General features: G+C 56.0%; 15 protein-coding genes. 3 read left to right on the forward strand and 12 right to left on the reverse strand.

Going from position 1 to position 19,972, the window contains the following annotated elements; genetic code table 11:
* Positions 1–79: 79 nt before the first annotated feature.
* Complete coding sequence (locus RWM61_RS10095) at positions 80–1,153, reverse strand: amidase domain-containing protein (protein WP_314000235.1); 1,074 nt, start codon at positions 1,151–1,153, stop codon at positions 80–82.
* A gap of 272 nt (positions 1,154–1,425) precedes the next feature.
* Here RWM61_RS10095 and acnA point away from each other — a divergent pair, with 272 nt between their 5' ends.
* The gene (acnA, locus tag RWM61_RS10100) at positions 1,426–4,137 is read left to right on the forward strand and encodes an aconitate hydratase AcnA (protein ID WP_314000237.1); all 2,712 of its coding nucleotides are present in this window, start codon (positions 1,426–1,428) and stop codon (positions 4,135–4,137) included.
* 125 nt (positions 4,138–4,262) lie between these two features.
* Here the strand turns inward: acnA and RWM61_RS10105 are convergent, their stop codons facing one another.
* Positions 4,263–5,009, reverse strand: a complete 747-nt coding sequence (locus tag RWM61_RS10105; protein WP_314000283.1) for an IclR family transcriptional regulator — start codon at positions 5,007–5,009, stop codon at positions 4,263–4,265.
* 219 nt (positions 5,010–5,228) lie between these two features.
* On the opposite strand from RWM61_RS10105, the gene RWM61_RS10110 reads away from it, so the two are divergent.
* Positions 5,229–6,272, forward strand: a complete 1,044-nt coding sequence (locus tag RWM61_RS10110; protein ID WP_314000239.1) for an alpha/beta fold hydrolase — start codon at positions 5,229–5,231, stop codon at positions 6,270–6,272.
* A gap of 124 nt (positions 6,273–6,396) precedes the next feature.
* Complete coding sequence (locus RWM61_RS10115) at positions 6,397–7,491, forward strand: Fe-Mn family superoxide dismutase (RefSeq protein ID WP_314000241.1); 1,095 nt, start codon at positions 6,397–6,399, stop codon at positions 7,489–7,491.
* Here RWM61_RS10115 and RWM61_RS10120 read toward each other — a convergent pair.
* The 10 genes from RWM61_RS10120 to RWM61_RS10165 form a co-directional block, all read right to left on the reverse strand.
* Positions 7,437–8,696 carry a type III PLP-dependent enzyme gene (locus RWM61_RS10120; protein WP_314000244.1) on the reverse strand — a complete coding sequence of 420 codons (1,260 nt, stop codon included), beginning with the start codon at positions 8,694–8,696 and terminating at the stop codon, positions 7,437–7,439. The two genes, RWM61_RS10115 and RWM61_RS10120, sit on opposite strands and share 55 nt — an antisense overlap.
* Positions 8,693–9,511 carry an aldolase/citrate lyase family protein gene (locus RWM61_RS10125; RefSeq protein ID WP_314000246.1) on the reverse strand — a complete coding sequence of 273 codons (819 nt, stop codon included), beginning with the start codon at positions 9,509–9,511 and terminating at the stop codon, positions 8,693–8,695. The genes RWM61_RS10120 and RWM61_RS10125 overlap by 4 nt, the downstream gene beginning before the upstream one ends.
* Position 9,512: 1 nt before the next feature.
* A complete protein-coding gene (locus tag RWM61_RS10130; RefSeq protein ID WP_314000248.1) occupies positions 9,513–11,354 on the reverse strand; it encodes an IucA/IucC family protein in 1,842 nt (613 codons plus the stop codon).
* Entirely contained in the window at positions 11,351–13,018 is a 1,668-nt protein-coding gene (locus tag RWM61_RS10135) for an IucA/IucC family protein (protein WP_314000250.1), read from the reverse strand. The genes RWM61_RS10130 and RWM61_RS10135 overlap by 4 nt, the downstream gene beginning before the upstream one ends.
* 219 nt (positions 13,019–13,237) lie before the next feature.
* Positions 13,238–13,948 carry an SDR family NAD(P)-dependent oxidoreductase gene (locus RWM61_RS10140; protein ID WP_314000252.1) on the reverse strand — a complete coding sequence of 237 codons (711 nt, stop codon included), beginning with the start codon at positions 13,946–13,948 and terminating at the stop codon, positions 13,238–13,240.
* A 26-nt stretch (positions 13,949–13,974) separates the two neighbouring features.
* Complete coding sequence (locus tag RWM61_RS10145) at positions 13,975–15,183, reverse strand: aspartate aminotransferase family protein (RefSeq protein WP_314000254.1); 1,209 nt, start codon at positions 15,181–15,183, stop codon at positions 13,975–13,977.
* 21 nt (positions 15,184–15,204) lie between these two features.
* Positions 15,205–17,106: an IucA/IucC family protein gene (locus RWM61_RS10150; RefSeq protein ID WP_314000256.1), complete on the reverse strand. Its 1,902-nt coding sequence runs from the start codon at positions 17,104–17,106 to the stop codon at positions 15,205–15,207.
* A 56-nt stretch (positions 17,107–17,162) separates the two neighbouring features.
* Entirely contained in the window at positions 17,163–18,179 is a 1,017-nt protein-coding gene (sbnB, locus tag RWM61_RS10155; RefSeq protein WP_314000258.1) for a 2,3-diaminopropionate biosynthesis protein SbnB, read from the reverse strand.
* 2 nt (positions 18,180–18,181) lie between these two features.
* Complete coding sequence (gene sbnA / locus RWM61_RS10160) at positions 18,182–19,165, reverse strand: 2,3-diaminopropionate biosynthesis protein SbnA (RefSeq protein WP_314000285.1); 984 nt, start codon at positions 19,163–19,165, stop codon at positions 18,182–18,184.
* Positions 19,166–19,367: 202 nt separating this feature from the next.
* The gene (locus RWM61_RS10165) at positions 19,368–19,943 is read right to left on the reverse strand and encodes a DUF4352 domain-containing protein (RefSeq protein ID WP_314000260.1); all 576 of its coding nucleotides are present in this window, start codon (positions 19,941–19,943) and stop codon (positions 19,368–19,370) included.
* Positions 19,944–19,972 lie beyond the last annotated feature (29 nt).

Raw genomic sequence — 19,972 nt, forward strand, 5'->3', positions numbered from 1 at the left:
AGCCTCCGGTTACTAAATTATCCATTCTCTTCGTTAGTTATCCTTGCGCGGGCCTGCCTTGCCCTTTGCGGCAAGCAAGCTAGAACAAGTCCGCAATGTGGAAAAAGCGGTAGCGCGTCCGCGGCGTCCAGGCGTACGAGTCCCGGTAATCCCAATACCGGTGCCGGCTCGACACCGTATTGGCGTTCACGAGCGGCATGCCTTCGCGGTCGAAGGCGGTTACGATCGTATTGTGGCCGTACCGGCCGTCGCCTTCCCAATCATAGCAAATGACGTCTCCGAGCTTGAGCTGCCACGGCGCGTCGACCGGGGTTGCCCGCAATCCGCCCGCCCGCGCCGCGCTTAAATAGCGCTGCAGCGCGTCGGCGACCGCCCAGCTGTAGCTCCACAACTCCTGGCCGCCGCTGCGGCCCTTGTACCACCAGCCCGAAGCTCTTTTACCAGTATAGTTCATCGGGGCATGGCCTGCAAAGAGGCACTGCGAGACGTAATTCGTGCAGTTGACTTGCATGTTTTCGTAAGCCGGATTGGGCTGTTGCCACCAGCGGTCCGCATAGGCTGCGGCCAGATCGCGCCGATATGGAATGCTCGGTCGATGCTGGTTGAAATAGGGTAAAAGGTCATCATTCAGATAAGGCACCGAAACGGATTTAACCGCTTGCGGCGGCTGAAACCGTCCGTTCTCCTGCGGGACGTCTTCCGTCTCCGGATCGCCGCTCGCCCCGCTTCGCCGCTCCGCGATCTCCGGCTCGATGCGCGCGATTTGCCAGCGTCCGTTCGCTTCGGCGAGCCAAAGCCGTTCGGTTTCCAGCCGTTCCTCGGCGTAACCCGCCCCGCGCTGCGCAAGCGTGCGCTTGAAATGAAGCTCAAGACGCACCGGGACCTCCCCGTCCCGTTCCGTTGCCCCGATATGGAGCAGGCGGGCCCTCGACTCGTGCCGCTCCGGGTATGCGCCGCGAAGACGGTCGCGCTCCTCCAGGCGGGACAAGCGCCGGCCGGTGCGGGCCAGATAGTCGCAATCCGAGACGATTCCGGTTAAACCGTCGGCTTTCAGTTCGATTTCCGCTTGGTTGACGTGTTTCACGTAGTCATGGACGGCTGCCCTCAAGCCCTCCGCCATGCCGCCCAAATCGGCGCTTTTCCTTCCGGACATGCAGTCACTCTCCTTCATTCGGCCCTGCCGGCAGCGGTAAAGCCGAACGCTTTTTTGCGGGCAAGCACCTAACTTCTCTATGTATATGAAGCGTCCGCCGCTCTAATGAAAGAACGCAGTATTTTTTCCGTACCTGTGATGAAAATCGCCCTTTACGGAACGCTATAAAAAGCGATATACTATAGGTAGTCAGCGATTTTGAAATAGAGTTTCATTGCATGAAACAACGAATCGCATCCATCGATTATTTTATGAAGGAGGAGTTTCATCCCATGGCACCATCCGATCAATACTCCGTCCGGACCAAACTCGAAGTAGGCGGTAAATCTTACGCATACTACAGCCTGCAAGGGCTTGAGAAGCAAGGTCACGGCAAAATCAGCCAGCTTCCTTTCTCCATTAAGGTGCTTCTGGAGGCGGCGGTCCGCCAGTTCGACGGACGCGCAATCACGAAGGAGCACGTCAAGCAGCTCACGAACTGGGCCGAGGTCCGCGAGGACAAGGAAATCCCGTTCATTCCGGCGCGGATCGTCCTGCAGGACTTCACCGGCGTGCCGGTCGTCGTCGACCTTGCGGCCATGCGCGACACCGTCAAGAGAGCCGGCGGCGATCCGCAGCGGATCAATCCGCTCGTGCCGGTCGATCTCGTTATCGACCACTCGGTCATGGTCGATGCTTTCGGCTCCCCGGACGCGCTCGAATTCAATGAGAACATTGAATTCCAACGCAACGGCGAGCGCTACCGTTTCCTTCGCTGGGCGCAAACGGCGTTCGACAACTTCCGCGCCGTCCCTCCCGCAACCGGTATCGTGCACCAGGTCAACCTGGAATATCTCGCGTCCGTTGCTGCGACCAGAACGATGGACGGCGAAACCGTCGTTTTTCCGGACTCGCTGGTCGGCACGGACTCGCATACGACGATGATCAACGGCCTCGGCGTCGTCGGCTGGGGCGTCGGCGGCATCGAGGCGGAAGCCGGCATGCTCGGCCAACCGCTGTACTTCGTTACGCCCGAGGTTATCGGCTTCAAGCTGACGGGCAAGCTGGCGGAAGGCTCAACGGCCACCGACCTTGCGCTCACCGTCACGGAAATTCTCCGCAAGAAAGGCGTCGTCGGCAAATTCGTCGAGTTTTTCGGACCGGGCCTCTCCAACATCTCGCTGCCCGACCGCGCGACGGTCGCCAACATGGCGCCGGAGTACGGGGCAACGATCGGCTTTTTCCCTGTGGACACGACCGCGCTCGAATTCCTGCGTCAAACCGGCCGCTCCGACGAGCAGATCGCGCTGGTTGAAGCGTACTACAAGGCGCAAGGCATGTTCCGCTCCGACAGCACCCCTGATCCGGTATTCTCGGATGTGCTCGAGCTTGACCTGTCGACGATCGTACCGAGCCTTGCGGGCCCGAAACGGCCTCAGGACCGGATCGAGCTTACGGCCATGAAGGACGCTTGGCATGCCGCGATCCGCACGCCGATCGAGAAGGGCGGTTACGGCCTTTCCGACGCGAAGATCGAGGAAGTCGTGGAAGTGAAGCACCCTAACGGCACAACGAGCCGGATGGGAACAGGCGCGGTCGTCATCGCGGCGATCACCAGCTGCACGAACACATCCAACCCGACGGTTATGCTCGGCGCGGGCCTCGTCGCGAAGAAAGCGGTCGAACGCGGCCTCGTGAAGCCGGAATACGTCAAGAGTTCGCTGACGCCTGGCTCGCTCGTCGTGACCGACTACCTGAAGAAAGCCGGCCTGATGGAGCCGCTCGAGAAGCTCGGCTTCCACGTTGCGGGCTACGGCTGCGCAACCTGCATCGGCAACTCCGGCCCGCTGCCCGACGAAGTCAGCGAAGCGATCGCCGACAATGATATGACGGTTGCTGCCGTTCTGTCCGGCAACCGGAACTTCGAGGGCCGCGTGCATGCGCAGGTGAAAGCGAACTACCTCGCTTCCCCTCCGCTCGTCGTCGCCTACGCGCTGGCCGGCACGGTCGACATCGACTTGGCCAACGATCCGATCGGCCACGACCCGAGCGGACAGCCCGTTTACTTGCGCGACATCTGGCCGACGTCGGAAGAAATCGCGAAAGCGACGGACGCTTCCCTGACGCCGGAAATGTTCCGCTCGAAATACGAGCATGTGTTCATCCAGAACAAGCGCTGGAACGAAATCCCGGTGCCGGAAGGCGTATCGTATGAATGGGACGACAAGTCGACCTACATCGCGAACCCGCCGTTCTTCGAGAATCTGGCGGACGGCATCGCCGATGTGGCCGACATCAAAGGCGCCAAGGCGCTGGCCGTGCTCGGCGACAACGTCACGACCGACCACATCTCGCCGGCCGGCAACATCAAGGCCGACAGCCCTGCCGGCAAGTTCCTGCAGGAGCACGGCGTGCAGAAGGCGGACTTCAACTCGTACGGCTCCCGCCGCGGGCACCACGAAGTGATGATGCGCGGCACGTTCGCCAACATCCGCATCCGCAACCAGGTGGCGCCGGGCACGGAAGGCGGCGTAACGAAGTATCTCCCGACCGACGAAGTGATGTCGATCTACGACGCTTCGATGAAGTACCAGGCGCAGGGCACGAACCTTGTGGTCATCGCGGGCAAGGAATACGGCATGGGCAGCTCGCGCGACTGGGCGGCCAAAGGCACGTTCCTGCTCGGCGTGAAAGCCGTCATCGCCGAAAGCTACGAGCGGATTCACCGCTCCAACCTTGTCGGCATGGGCGTTCTGCCCTTGCAGTTCCAGGAAGGCCAAGGCTGGTCCACACTGGGCATCACCGGCCGGGAGACGTTCGACATCATCGGTCTCTCGAACGACGTGCAGCCGGGCGACAAGGTGAAGGTCGTCGCGACCCGTGAAGACGGCAGCGAATTCGAGTTCACCGTCACCGTCCGACTGGACTCGATGGTCGACGTGGATTACTACCGGAACGGCGGCATCCTGCAGACGGTTCTCCGTCAGATGATCGCGAACGCCTGATCCGAACAAGCGCCTCGGCGCAAAAGAACCGCCGAACGTCTGCGTGACGTTCGGCGGTTCTTTTTTGTCCCGGCATACTGCCATCCATCTTAGCCGGTTTTCAACTGATATTTAAAGCTCCCGCATTATTTCACGATCATCATGCCCATCCGTCTCGCCGCTTCGATAATCGCAGGCGCATGCTCGCGCATCGACTCCAGCGTCAGACGGCCCGACGGCCCGGAGACGGACAAGGCCGCCGCAAGCTTCCCGGCGCGGTTCAGGATCGGCGCGGCCACCGCGGCCGCACCGGGCTCGCGCTCCTCGATACTGGTGGCATAACCCGTACGGCGTATGTGCTCCAACTGTTCCGCGTATTGGGCCCTATCGATCGATGCCGGCCAGCTCGGGTCTTCCATGACAAGCCGCTGTGTCTCCTCGTCGGCAAACGCCACGAGCACCTTGCTGGAGGCGCCTACGTAGAGGGGCAGGCGAACCCCGACGTTGGCCACGCGCCGTACCGCCTGGCTGCTCTGTACCGCTTGGATCCGAATCCGCTCGTTGCCGTCCCGGATATAGAGACTGACGGTTTCGCCTACCAAATCGCGCAGCCTCTCCATTTCGGGAAGCAGCCGAACCGCCGGGTCGTCGCTGCTGGACAGATGGGCCGAAAGCTCCCATACCCGCATTCCGAGCCGGTAGCGCTCGCTCGCTTGATGCCTCGCGACGAATCCTTTATCTTCCAGCGTGGCGAGCATCCGGTGCACGGTGCTCTTGTGCAAACCGACCTTCTCGGCGATTTCCGTCATCGCCCACTCCGACCGTTCCGTAAAGCACAGGAGAATGTCCATAGCGCGTTCGACCGCGCGGACCGTCGATTTGCCCTCTTCCATGACGCTCACCCCGCTCTCCCATTTGTTTCACACAATGAAACTCAATTACAAACAGTATAACTCATTCCCTTTCTTTATTCCATCTATAAAAGTCTTATTTTACAGCCGGATTACAGCCGGTTAACAAGTTGCCGACAACAATTGACACCTTGAGCCTTTGGGCATAAGATGATACTACTACCTAGCATTAAAGCGCTTTCATAGTGGGAGGGATTCTTATTGAACAACGTTGTCCTGACACCGGTTCCGCTTGAAGGCGGCTTCTCCCCCGATTATCGTCCCGGCCCGTTCGAACAACTGCCGCGGTCCCCCATGCCGCAAACGCACGGCCGGTCCCGGCGGAGACACGCCGCTGTCGCACTCATCGCCTCGTTATCCGCCTTCGTCCTGCTTTCCTTTCTCGCTTTTCACGGCTATATCGCATGGACGCTGGCCCACCCTTATGTCCCGCCGCTCACCTCAAACCCGATGCTGGCCAAGGGTCTCGATTATATCGACGTCTCCTTTCCAAGCGCCGGCGGCAAAACGACCGTGAACGGCTGGTACATACCCGCCAAGTCGAAGTCGGGCAGAACCGTCGTGTTCAGCCACGGCTACGGCGCCAACCGAGAGGAAACCTGGGTTCCGATGTACGAGCTGGCCAATCTGCTGCACGGCTTGAAATATAACGTCCTGATGTTCGACTACGGCTACGCTTCCTCCAAAAATCACGCGCCGGCTACGGGCGGCGTGGAAGAAAGCCGGCAGCTGCTTGCGGCCGTTTCCTATGCCAAGTCGCAGGGCGCGGGCGAGATCGTCGTGTGGGGCTTCTCGATGGGCGCCGGCACAGCGCTTCAAGCGGCCCTGCAAACGAAGGACATCAGCGCCATGATACTGGACAGCATGTTCATTACCGACGCCGAAACGCTTTATTACAATCTCACGCAATATGTGCCGCTTCCGCGCTATCCTTCGCTGCCGCTGATCGAATGGATGCTTCCGCTCTGGACGGGGATCAACCTTTCGCAGATCCCTTCCGGGGAAGTGAGAACCAGAAGCTACGATATGCCTATTTATATGATTCACGGCACCAAAGATGCGAAGGCGCCGGTCGGCATCGCCGAGGCGATCGCCGCCAACCAGACCAATCCGCTGTCGAGCGCCTGGATTGTGCCGAACGGCAAGCACGAGCTGCTGTTTCAAGTGTATCCGAAGGAATATATGCGCCGCGCCGTTGTCTTTTTAAGCCAGGTCAATCAATCGCTCGACCTGAGCGCGACATAGGATAACCCCGAAGCCGAATACATCTCTAAGGAGCGCTCTTGCCGCTTGCCGGCATCTGCCGGCGGCCGCCTTCATGCGGTGTCGGCAAGAGCGAACGAGATGGCAGGCAAAGGAGGTTCCCGTCGTGCTTTTTGTTTACGGATCGTACATGCCGCTCCGGCTGCTGGAGGAAATCCGGTCATGGAAAAAGCGGGAGCAGGCGCACACGGTCGTCCTTCGCGCAATCGTGCCCGGTTGGGATCCTGGCTTCATGCGCACGCTCGAGGAATGGAAACAGGCCTTCGCCGACACGGAAAAGTGCGCTGATTGGTGGCTGCAAGCGCGGCTGGAGCAGCCCGGTCGGCTCCCTGACAACTCAGATGCGCAGATCGGCGCGCTGCTTCACGCCTCGCGTGCGCAATCCGAGGCTTTCATTCGACAGCTTCAGTTTTATCGCACGCATAGCGCGGATGATCGGACCGATCCCGTGAGCCCGGTTGTGATCGATCACCTGATGCGGGAATCGCAATATTATCTCGACACGTTCGCGGGCCTGGACGCTCTCCCCGGCGAACGGGACGCAACGCGGGCCGGCGCGCCGGCCTCCGTGCCCGTCGGCGGCCACACGCTTCCGCCTCTTCCTTATGCCTATAACGGGCTTGAGCCTTACATCGACGAAGCGACGATGCGGGTTCATCACGGCAAGCATCATCAGTCCTACGTAGACGGGCTGAACCGGGCGGAAACCGCGCTCGCGGAAGCCCGCAGAACGAATGACTTCAAGCTGGTGAAGCATTGGGAGCGCGAGCTCGCATTCAACGGCGCCGGCCATTACCTGCACACGATTTTCTGGGATGCGATGAAGCCGCCCGCTTCCGGCGGAGGCGGTGAGCCGTCAGGCGCGATAGCCGCGGCGATCCAAACCGATTTCGGCGGGTTCCAGGCGTTTAAGCGTCATTTTTCACAGGCGGCCGAGCAGGCGGAGGGCGGCGGTTGGTCGATTCTCGTCTGGAGCCCGCGCAGCGGGCGGTTGGAAATTTTGCAGGCCGAGAAGCATCAAGACCTGTCGCAGTGGGACGCCGTTCCCCTGCTGCCGCTCGATGTATGGGAGCACGCCTATTACCTGAAGCACCAGAACAGACGCGCCGATTACATCAAAAACTGGTGGAACGTCGTCAACTGGCCTTACGTGAACGAGCGGTATGCCGCGGCATCCAGGCTGCGTTGGGAGCCGTCATAATTGTTCTTGCCCGGAGCATGTTCCAAAAAGATGTGCTCCGGGTGCGGATGGCTCAGAAAGTCATGGTGGGAGATGGCCCATCCGTAGGCTCCGGCATATTGGAAAAGAACCACGTCTCCGATCCGGATCCGGGCGACGAAAGCGTCTTTCGCAAGCACATCCTTCGGTGTGCACAGCTGCCCGACGACCGTTATTTCACAGTCATTCGCCTCCTTGCGCGCGAACGGGTAGTCCCAGCGTCCGACAGGTATGACCTGAAACGGATGACTGTGCTGCCAGGAGGCCGGCAGCCGAAATTGATGGGTGCCGCCGCGGACAATCGCATAATGTTTATCGTGATTCCGTTTCAGGTCCAGCACCTCGGCGGCATAATATCCGCATGATGCGGTAAGATAGCGTCCGCATTCAAAAAGCACGGTCACGCCCGCCGGGCATTTGCGCTCCAGCATGGGGCCCAGCTTTTCTATAAACAAGTCCCAGTCGAATTGCCGCTGCAGCTCGGCATAGTTGACGCCTATTCCGCCGCCGGCATTCAGCCATGAGAGGTCTAATCCGAACTCCTTGGCCCACCCCGCTGCCCGTTCGCAATAATACCCGATCAATTGAACGTGCTTCTCCGCGTTGAGATTATTTGAAAGGGAATGAAAATGAAATCCTTCCACCTTGACGGATTCCAGATTTTGGGCCAGCCGAATGACGTCCGGTATTTGCCTTTCGTCAATTCCGAATTGCGTCGGCCGTCCCGCCATGGCCAGGGTAGCGTCGGGCAGCGGCCCCCGCAAGTTTACGCGGAGCAAAATCGGCACGGTCATCCCTTTCCGCGCCGCTATATGGGCAACTCGCCGCACTTCGTGCTCGCTCTCCGCATGAATAAGGCTGACGCGCAGCGCGATCGCCCCTTCGATTTCCTCATCCGTTTTCCCCGGACCTCCGAAGATGACGGGAATTTCCGGCGCAGCCGCGCGAATCTTTCTGATTTCGCCGAGCGAGGCCGCTTCAAACCCGTTCACAATCGGAGCCAGTTCTTTAACGATCCGTTCCTCCGAATTCGCCTTCACGGCATAATACAGCCGGCAAGAAGCCGGCAAGGTTCGAACCCTTCGCGAAACGTGTTCCCTTAAATGCTCCAGGTCGTAGATGTAAGCGCACAACGGCTGCCGGGCATGTTCTTTGCGTGACAGAATCCAGTCGACAATTCGGTTCATCCGCTTTCCCTTCCCTCGGCCGAATGCGCCTGAGGCGCGACGGATTCGGCCAAATTTTCAAATTTGCTCCGATGGGCGCACAAGGCCCGAAACGCTATGCCCCGTTCATCGCCGAGCACGAATGCGCGTACGCCTCTGCCGCGCCAATCCGCCAGGTCTTCGTCGGCACGGGGAATCGCACAGTAAGGTACACCGCGGTTTTTCGCACTTTCCTGAACCCGGCGGAGCGCATCCTTAACCACCGGGGCCCTCGTTTGCCAGGGAACCCCGTAAGACTGCGAAAGGTCCGCCGCTCCCTCCAGCACCATATCGATGCCGGGCACCGACAAAATGTCATCGATCCGCTCAACGCCTTCCCGGTCTTCAATCAACGGCACCGCCATGATTTCCTCGTTCGCGTCGCGGATGTAAGCTTGAAGGTCGAGCTTGCCGAAAGCGGCGGGACGCCCCCCGTTCAGGCTCCGGTTTCCCTGCGGATGGTAGCGGCTCGCTTGAACGATCGCTTCCGCCTCTTCTTTCGTCTTCACATGCGGGGCGACGATGCCCTGCGCCCCCGCGTCAAGGGCACGCAGTATGGGACCGGACGAGCAATCGGGCACGCGGACCAGCACCGTCAAATGTACGGCTTCAGCCGCACGTATCATATTTTCCAGCGTCTCCGGATTGATCGACACATGCTCTGTATCGACGATCACGAAATCGAATCCCGCGCAGCCGATCATCTCCACTGCCACGGGAGACGGGATGGAGGAAAACAGCCCAAAGACGGTTTCCCCTGCCTGCAATTTTCGCTTCAACATGTTCTTGCGCAGCATCCTACTCCCCCGCTCGCGCCGCAATCGTTTCCGCGCATCGGTTGAGCGGATTGCCGACCCGGTGAGTCCGAAGCTCCGTATCCGGAAACAAGCGGCGCTTCGTCAATTGTTCGACTTCAATGGACGGAGCGAACAAATCGAACAATTGATAACGATGCCGCAGCTCCGGGAAGCGCCGCTGGTAGCCTTCGATCGCCTGACGAACGAGCGACCAGAATTCCCGTTCTTCATAAAGGAAATGATCGGCCATGAACAGCGCGAGCTCTCCCAGATTGATAAAGAACAATGCGTCATGCACGAAATCCCTCACGAGCGCCGGATCATCCGCTTCAATAAACGAGTTGCGGTTCACTCGGGCATGGTATTCCGGAGTGGCGAGCAGGTCCGGGCATTTTTCGGGTGCGAACAGGTGCTCTTTCGAGAAACGGACGCCATCGTGAAAATCTTTCAGCGCCACGCGGCAAGGCACCCCTTCCTTGTGAATCAGCACCATATTTTGCGCGTGCGACTCCAAGGCGATTCCATGGGCGTACAGTAGGTGAACGATCGGCAGAACAGCCGCCTCCAGCAGCCTTTTCAACCAATGTTCAATCCCCGCTGCACGGACCCAAGGCTCGATAAACGGCCGGCCATCCAGATCCGTCGCACAGAGCGCGTTGAAGGGAACGGCCTCTTCCCCCTCCTCCAGATAGGAATGAAGACTCTCCCGCCAAATGCATCCGAGCGTACCGTAGACCGATGACTGTACCAAATCGGAGAGTGCCGGACGATCATAGGAAATTCCCAACACTTCGCCCAGCAGAATCAAGCGGGATTCTTCATGCAGAAAAGGATCCCCGGCCGCGAGCTCCTTCAGCCAATCCGACACGGCCGGCGCGTTCTCCACCGTATGGGGCGCCAGAACGCGTCCGGTGGACGTGTTGAGGATGCTCATCGACAATTTGAGATATGCCTTCCCGGGCGATGTCCGATTCGCCAATGTTCGAATCGATTGCTGCGGGCGATAAGCGTCTGTGCCCGTGCCCAGCACAATCAGGCGCTTCTCGCGTAAATCCTGCAGGTGTGATGCTGCAATTTGCTTCTGCCACTGCCACGGATGAACCGGCAAAAAAACATAATCGTCAGGATCAACCTCTTGACTGCGAACTTTTTCCGTAAACAAGCTCAATTGCCGGGCTCCGAGTTCGGCCTTCATAAACCCGTCATACTCCAACCGGCGGGAAACGGCGGCTCGTGTCCATTCTTTGTATGCGGCCAGCCACAGCGGGTGAATCTCTTGCTTGAATTCGGGACCGTACGCATAATGATCCGCGTAATCGAATCCGATCCGCGATTTGTAGCTGGGATGATAGGGATGGCCGTCCATCACATTTCCTTCCAGAATGTCATAGCTGCACCCCTCCAGCCGCATGCCCTGTTCAAAGCGGTCGTATTGTGCCAGCGCATCTTTAAACAGCGTCTGTTCCAGTTCATGAATAAACGTAACCAGGCGCCCTTCATCCGCGCCCAGCGAGCCGCGAATCTCAAGCAGGAACCGGCTGAGAGAATCAGCTTCCCTCGTCATCCCGTCCGCCGTACGGTCAATTGGCATGCCGCTCAACCGGATCCGCCCGAACGTAAATCTTCTCTGTCCCCGGAACGTGTAGACAACGGGAAGTCCCGCTTCGTCCCTGCCGTTAATGGTGAAGCGCGCCTCTCCTCCCGAGCCCTCCGTCTCCGGAGAAACCATCCCTTCATAAATCAGCGATTCGATCAACTGGCGAAAAATCCGTCTGCGCACCGCGACAAACCGGTCGGATTGAATCGCCTGCTGTACGGTCAATGGCTGCCATTTTTGTTTCATACCGTCACCTCACACCGGATCAGCGGATTTGGAATTTCTACATAAAGAGGGGTTTCTCCCCGATTCTGAAAACCGCTCGCCAAATTTGCCTTTGCAGGCAAGCCTTCGCTTTCAAGCAAATCGCGCAAATACGGCTTTCGTTCCTCGCCCTCAAACAGGCCGGATGTTTGCAACACTTCACTTACAACCTGCCAGAGCGCCAATTCGTCAACTTCCCCGTACAAAGCCAGCGTATGGATCAAATGGCCCAAATGATTCACGAAGAAATAATATTTCAGCCGGTTCCATGCTTCTTCATCCGGATAGAACGCCGGACTGTCTTCCGGCAGTCCGAACAGGCCGTCGTTCAAAGCTCGTTCCCGGCTGATGCTGACGCCTTCGAGATCCCTTATCCAGAAACGGATCGGCCAACCGTTCTGCAGCGTCACCATTGAATTTTGGACATGCGCCTCCACACTGATCCCACGTTCAAGGAACAGCCACAAAACAGGCGATAGCGCGATTTCCAAATATCGTTCAAGCCACTTTCCCAGAAAAGCGCGATCCGACATCGTCCGCTTTGCCGCTGCCGCCATGCGCACCGCTTCCCAGACGGGCGCCTCGTTGGCGCGGGGAGGCTGTTCCAGCAGAGCGGCCACCACGGTCGGAGCGTCCCCGCCCTCGAGTTGTTTCTTATTAACCGAATCGCGAACCGGGTTTTCACGAAAGATCACCCCGAAGCTTTCAGCCAAACTTCCCCCCTGTTCTTCTGATCCAGCCGGGACTGTCAAAGTTCGATACCCGGCCTCCAGCAGCACGCCGAACTCCGAATAAGGAATTTCATCCCTCAGGCGGGCCAGCACCCGGCCGGCATCGACCGTCCGCTTTAATTGTTCGGTGGGATTTACCCGTACGAAATTGGTTATCCGTACGTTGAGCGGCAGCTTGAACATATAAGCATGCTCCGGATCCCACACCGTTCGGATCGACGAAGTCGGATAAACCGGATTGCCGAGCGGACCCAAATCTATTAATTGTCCGGCCTCGATCAACTCTGTTACTTCAGCGACGTTCTTCAGATACTGCGCCTGCCAAGGATGACAAGGCATCAGCCGGTAGTGCCGCCGGAGAGAACCGAGCTGCTGCCGTGCCGCCTCAAGCACCTTGGCCGGCATCATCTCCTCCCCGGTTGTCTCCGGCAAACATTCCGCCACAAGTTCAGGTGAAGCGGCAAAATAATGCAGGACAAAGGAGGCCCCCAATTCCGGAGCGTAACGTTCAAGGTCGTCGGGAGAGAATCCTTCCGAGCTCTTGGGGGTAGGATGGAACGGATGCCCGTAAATCAGCGACTGCTCCGCGGCGCAAAAACGTTGTCCCCCCGTCTGTTCCCATAAAGAAACGCCTGGCCGCAAACTACGCTGAATATATTTACTCGTCTTTTCAATGGAGTTCTCAATCCGCGAAAGCATGGCGTTTACTCTATCGTTCCTGTCAGATTCGTCAGGTTCCGAGCAGGCAAGCTCCTGCAGCAAAGCTGCTGCAAGCTCCCGGCATTCTTCGAGCTCGTTGACATTCCCTTTATCGATTTTGTACCAGGAAGTTCCGTAGCGATGATGCCCGAAAGCGGAGAAATAACGCAATGATCCGAAGATTACCGTTCCTGTATCGGACAACTCCACCTTCATGGGAATACCTTGTTTCTCCATTTCCTCAACTATTTCAATGGGAAGCATCTTCAGGGATTGATCATCGGGCCCCAGCCCCGGATTCCAAATTCCTTTCTCACGCAAATAGGCGTTTAACAATCTTTCTCTCGTTGCTTGCTCTGCCCACCGAACATTTCTGTTATCCTCTTTACTTTTTGAATGGTTTACCATTTTTGACTTCCCACCTCCATCCATGTTTCACCACGGCAATTCCCCGACACCCGGCTGTATGAATCGTTCGGAACGATTAATCTCCATTCCGTCAATCCAGCGGAAAATATGCCCGGCCGCTTCATGAACTTCGAGATCGCCATCCAGTGAGCTTGGGCCGGATATAAATACTCCCGGGTGGATCGCGCGGATGCAAATCCCTTTTTTGCTAAATTCCTGATCCATGCAGATGGTCAGCATATTCTGTGCCGCTTTAGCCACTCGATAGGAATAGGTAAATTTTCTGTTCCTGAATTCAGCGGAAGCCATTTTCGACAAGGAACCCAATCGGGATGAGACGTTGATGATCCTGGGATTGTCGCCGTTTTGCAAAAATGCCATGGCAGCCTGAACGACCCTTAAGACTCCTAGACAATGAACGTTCAGCAATTCACTTATTTCTTCAGGTTCGACTTTTTCCAGTTCCCGGCTTCTGCCTGGAATACCTGCGTTATTAATCACGATATCTATCTTGTCTGTAAAATTTCGGATGGTCGATTGGATGCTCTCTTTGCAATCGTCCAATCTTACATCGGCAACAATCGGATAGCACCTATCATTGTATTCCGCCAATAAATCAATTGCGGCTTCCTCGCTTCGAACCAGGGGAAACACTTGATAGTGGTTGGAGTGAAAACACTTGACCAACTCATATCCAAGACCTCTGTTTGCTCCGGTAATCAATACGTTTCCTTTCACCGTTCTCCACCTTTCATAACGGATCTTTAATAGGTTGAAACGGCCATCTTGCGAAGCGAGTAATCCAGAATGGATACGGCTTCATCAACGTCTTCTTTTGTGATGATTAACGGCGGCAGAATGCGTACCACCTGGTTGAGGCTGGGTGCGACTAAAAGTCCGTGCTTATTCGCTTCGGCGACAACCGGTACACTGCTCACAGAAAGCTGAAGCCCGACCAGAAGCCCTTTTCCGCGGACTTCCTTAATCATTGAATGCCTTTCCTTTAGAGCCTCTAATTGAGATTTAAGATAAGCGCCTGCTTGTTTGACATGATCCAGCAGATTTTCATTTAATATCGTTTGGACGGTAGCTACTCCCGCCGCGCATACTACCGGGTTTGCGCCGAACGTGGCTCCGTGGTCTCCGGGTTGGAATGCCGAAGCTGCTTCGCCGAAAGCCGCAATAGCCGCATTGGGGAGTCCGCCCGACAGCCCCTTTCCAATGGTTAGAATATCCGGCTTGACTCCATACTCCTGATACGCAAAAAACGATCCCGTTCGTCCCATGCCGGTTTGAATTTCATCAAATATAAGAAGGGAGCCATAACGGTCGCAAAGCTCTCTCGCTCCCCTCAAAAAGGCGTCCGAACCCACATAAGCGCCTGCTTCACCCTGGATGGGCTCAAGAATGACGGCACATACCTTGTGATCCATCGCTTGCTCCAAAGCTTCCAGATCGTTAAAGGGGACATGGGTAAATCCTGCAAGAGCGGGCCCGAATCCTTCCCTCATATCCGGTTTGCCGCTGGCGGCCAATGCCCCGTAAGTGCGTCCATGATAAGAGCGTATCGCGCCGATCACACGCGTTTTCTCCGCATTGCCTTTACGGCAGGCATATTTCCGCGCCAGCTTGATTGCTCCTTCTATGGCTTCCGCACCGCTGGGACTGAAAAACACGCGATCGCCGGCACCGTTCTCCACCAGCAGCCTCGCCAAATGAACGGAAGGCTCATTGTAGAACCAATTCGATACATGCAATAATTTTCCGGATTGTTCTGCGATGGCTTGAACGACGCGAGGATGGGAGTGTCCCAAAACATTAACGGCATATCCGGCAAGAAAATCGAGATATTCATTGCCGTCCAGATCCCATACCCGAACCCCTTTTCCGTGTGACAATACAATCGGGTTCCTGCGGGACGTGTGCATCAGGGACCGATCCCCCAGCTCCCTTATGTACTCAGATGTAACCATAGAGATTCTCCTCTCACCCGCTCATAAATTCCGCAAAGGGTTATCCGTCACGCCCGATCCGGCCGGCATACTGCCTCCACCGGAACCGCTTCTCTGCAGGAGCGGCTTGATCAGTGTGCGGGTCGGCCAAACCGGGCTGTCGAGCAGCTGCTGCGCAAGGATATCGCGTACCTCTTTAGGCAAATCCATATCCGTCAGACATGACCGGATAGTCGCCCGGACGGTTTTCCACAACTCGGCTTCATCCATCGAATAGGCTTGTGAAATGGCGTCGATGATCGCATAAAGATTGACCTGCAGCCCTAACGTTTGAAAATAGGATAAAAGATGTTCGGGCGACGGATTGATCAAGCTGTTGGGAGTCCCGGGTTTGACCGTATAGTTCGGATTCGCGAGACCTTCCCGCTCAAGCCAGGGAAGATGCAAACGGATGGTGTCATGATCGCGCAGCAAGAGACCGGTGATATGGCCGTCTCGTATGACAAGCATGACGTTCTGACCGTGAATTTCCGGCATCATGCCGCAGCGAAAACAGATGAGCGCCGTCTCGATAAACGGTCGGCAAATCTCACGAAACAGGCTGATTACTTCCGTCTGCCCGTTTTGTGAACCGTACCGAGACCTTAGCAGCGCGGAAAATGCGGGAACCTGCCCGGTCGGGTCCATAACGGCCAATGCGGACATCGCAATCAAATCTACCTCTTTGTCCTCCGTCAGCTGAGCGGGATATTCTCTGACCAGACAAGCAAGATGTCCCGGTTTGTCTTCGTATGGATCGCCCTCAAGGTCGTGGAATCCCCACCACAGCTTCTCGCTGCAGAGGTGAAGCCTGTTCCGCAGCAGCGGTTGTTCGTCAATAACCCGTTGCAGCAGCTCCTGTCCTTTCTCCCCGTTAAGCAGATAGCGAGGAGGAAGAATACGGAGTGCGGCAAGCGAATAAATGCCGATCGGCACCTTTACGTGATACCGCCCTCCGTGCACTGGAGAAAGCCCGCGGACAGACGATGTCGCAACAAACCTCCCCAACCCTTGAATGATCGGTATACAAATCCCCTTCTCAATCTCGCTTTTGAAGACGGCAGGGATGACATGCCGCATTTGCCAGGGATGAACCGGCAGCGCCAGATAATCCTCTTGGTTAATGCCGGCCGCAGCTATGGCCGATTCAAGCTGCCGGTACTCGGAATCCTCCAGAATGAATCTCCCGACGTCTTCTGCCGACAGCCCTTTAGAAATATGATCACGCCTTACGGCTACCCAATCCAGGCCGAATTGGCAGCCGAATTCAGGACTGAATTTTCGGTAGTCGCCGCTGTCCCAACCGCGCTTCGCCCGGGAAGTCGGATGAAAAGGACGATCCCGAAGCGAAGAGAGGCGTTCGATTCGGAGCAGAGATGACGGAGGGGACGTGTCCCCTCCATCGGCAAATTCGTGTGCCGCTTCCAATGAGAGGGCCGTATGTTCAATCGCGTCTCCCAGTTCCGCCAGAAATTCACTCAGATTCGGAAGCAGAGCCGCGCGTTCTTCCTCTGAAACGGAATCGGCCAATACGCGCATGAACGCAATTGGACTAAGAGATTGCCGCGATATGCCCTCTGAACGGTTCGTCACCAGCAGAACGGGCGGACGGCTTAATTTATACGATTGTATAAAACGCTGTGGGCGTACCCGGAACACTACGGCGTGCTCCATATCCAGTCTCAGTCGAAAATAATATTCTCCTTCCGCCAATTTGAATGGCGAGAGCGAGAACATCTCCGGCAAGTCTGCTGTGACGACACCTCGGTCGGCGATGTCCAGAACATTTTCGTGAAACATGGCATTCACCAAATCGCTCAAGACCGATTCCGACGCCGCCTCACGCAGCTTTTGCAAATCCGGGACCGGAGTATCGGCCTCTGTTCCGATCAATTGATTATCCAAGCTACTACCTCCAACTCAAGCATGAACGATTGGTTGTGCTCACGCGATTCCAATTTTCAATAAAGACTCAATCGTGTTCCCGCGTTGGCGGCAACCGCCTTCAGATAAATTTCTTGTGCGCTTGCAATATCTTCAACGGCCATTCCCATCGGATTAAGGATGATGATTTCATCGTCCGATTCACGGCCGGGCTTGTTCCCGATCACAATATCTCCCAGTTCGGCGTGTAGCTGTTCACGGGAAAATCGCCCTTCCAGCACGAGTTGATTCATTACTTTTTTCTCACGGTTCGATTGGTCCCAATCGTCAACCACCACTTTGTCGGCTTGCAAGAACACCTCTTTATGTACGTCCATGATGGAAATGTTGCTTACAAAAACGCCTTTCTGAAGCCATTCAAACGGAATATAAGGCTGATCCGTTACCGTGCAAGTGACAACCATCTCGCCTTCCCTTACAGCGGACTCAGCGTCCTTGGCCGCAATTGCTTTCACATGCGGATAACGCTCCCGCAGCTCTTGAGCCAGTCGAGCCGCCGCGTCATGGTTCAGGTCAAAAAGGTGAAGGAAAGCAATATCCGGGAACTGTTCAATCAGCGATTGCAATTGCATCTTGGCAATGATGCCGCACCCCATGCAAGCCACGCTTCGGAACCCTTTGCGGGCCAAGTAACGGGCGCCTATCACCGAGACGGCAGCCGTCCGCATGCCGCTGATCAGACTTGCCTCCATAATAGCGATCGGGTAGTTGCTTTCCGGGTCATTCAATATGATCAGGCCGCTTGCGCGTTCCATACCGCGTATGCGAGGGTTATCGTGTTTGCTTCCGATCCACTTCAGTCCGGACACCGGGACTTCGCCGCCTATATAGGCGGGCATCGCAATGATCCGGTCGGCGATATGGCCGTTTTTGCCCTCCACACGCAAGTATGGTTTGAGCGGTTGGACGAAATCCTGCCTTGCATGCAGCTCCAGCGCTCTGCCCACCGCTTTCACATAAAGATCGGAAGACGCGCCGCCCAGCTTGGCAATATCCTCCTTGCTGAGGTATAAAATCGATTGATTGCGATGCATCCTTATGCCCCTCTCATTGTTTCTTCTGTTTTGACTTGCGACAGTTTTTTAACCCATTCGTCGTCATAAACCGTATCAAGGTAACGATCCCCCCGATCGGGCAGAACCGTTACGATTCGGGAAGAGGGCGGTATCGCAGGAATGATTTTCTGAATAGCCGCAATTAGAGAACCGGAGGATCCTCCCGCAAAGATTCCCTCATGCGTCAACAGATCCTGACAGCCTTTAACCGAATCCGAATCATTGACATAGACGACCTCATCAATCTCCGCCGGGTTAAGCAGTTCAGGAACACGGCTTGCTCCGATCCCCGGAAGCTCTCTCGGTCCGGACGGTGCGCCAAAGATAACCGAACCTGCCGCATCGACCGCGATCACTTTGACTTTCGGAAACTCTTCGCGAATCTTGCGGGAGAAACCGAGAATGCTTCCTGTGGTGCTTACCGCGCACACAAGGTAATCGATCGGTCCGTCCACTTGCCGTAGAATTTCGCTTCCTGCACCATGATAATGAGCCTGCCAATTCAAATCATTTGCGTACTGATTGATCCAGTAAGCATTGGGAATCAACTTCACTAGTTCTTTAACCCGTTTGATGCGTGTTTTCAAATAGCCGCCCTGTTCGTCCGGTTCCGTGACCATGTCGATATTCGCGCCGAGTTGCTTGATTATGTTCAAGTTTGTTTTGGTTATTTTCGGATCCACGACGCAGGTAAACTTTAAGCCATAGATCTTGCAAATCATGGCCAGACCAATTCCAAGATTCCCCGATGTACTCTCGATCAGATGTGTGTCGGAGTTAAGCGTGCCGTTGCGCAGCCCCTGCTCAATGATGTAACGTGCCGGCCGGTCTTTCATGCTGCCGCCTGGATTCATCAATTCCAGCTTGGCAAGAACACTTACTGCACGGTTGGAAAAAAGGCGATTCAAACGAACCATCGGTGTTCGACCTATGCAATCAACAATCGAATCGGCTATTCCTGTGATCCTGTCTTGTGTTTGAATAGTACTTTCTACCAAAATCCAGCACCTGCTTTCATTGAAATGATTTTTGATAATGATAATCATTTTCAATGACTATATTGACGGATACCGGAAATATTGTCAAGAGAAAAAAACCGCGCCAGGCGCGGTTTTCTACAAATATATGTTCTTGTTGTCTTGAAGGCAATCCGCATGCGTAGAGTGATTAAGGAAGAGGAAGAGTTATCGTTTCTGCTTGATCACCTTCAAAGCCGATCCCCGATTGAACGACCAACTGCAATTGTTCAGCATCCACGGGCACTTCAAAAACGATGTTTCCCGCCCGTGGAGTACCCGGATAGACATCCTGAAGGAAAAACGGCTCGCTTTGATTGACATACATATCTCCGTCAACCATAGGATCAAATTCATTGCCCTGCCCATCCTTTAGCTTGAAGAGGGATGGATCGATCAATTGCGCCTCCGGTCCGTTGTTTGCAACGGTGAGTTGAAGCACAATGAACTGCTGGTCGGTTTCAACTGCGATACCGCCGTCGCCGATTTTTTGTTCCGATTCCGCTTTATTTATTTGGTAGCTTAGCTCACCCGCGACTACCGTATCTCCAAGCTTATACAGCTTTCCGGAGGTTTGCGCCTGGTCTTCTCCCGTCATGACGGCCGTCTCCTGTTTGGCGGTTTCCGTTGCGGTCTGAGTGCATCCCGCCAAAAATACCGCCAGCAGCGTATACATGACTAACGCCCAGCCCTGTTTTCCAAGTTTAATTTTATTCCGTTTGGTCATCATGGAATCTCCTTGATTCGGGTATGTTT

The sequence above is a fragment of the uncultured Paenibacillus sp. genome (assembly GCF_963515335.1).
Lineage (GTDB): Bacteria > Bacillota > Bacilli > Paenibacillales > Paenibacillaceae > Paenibacillus_I.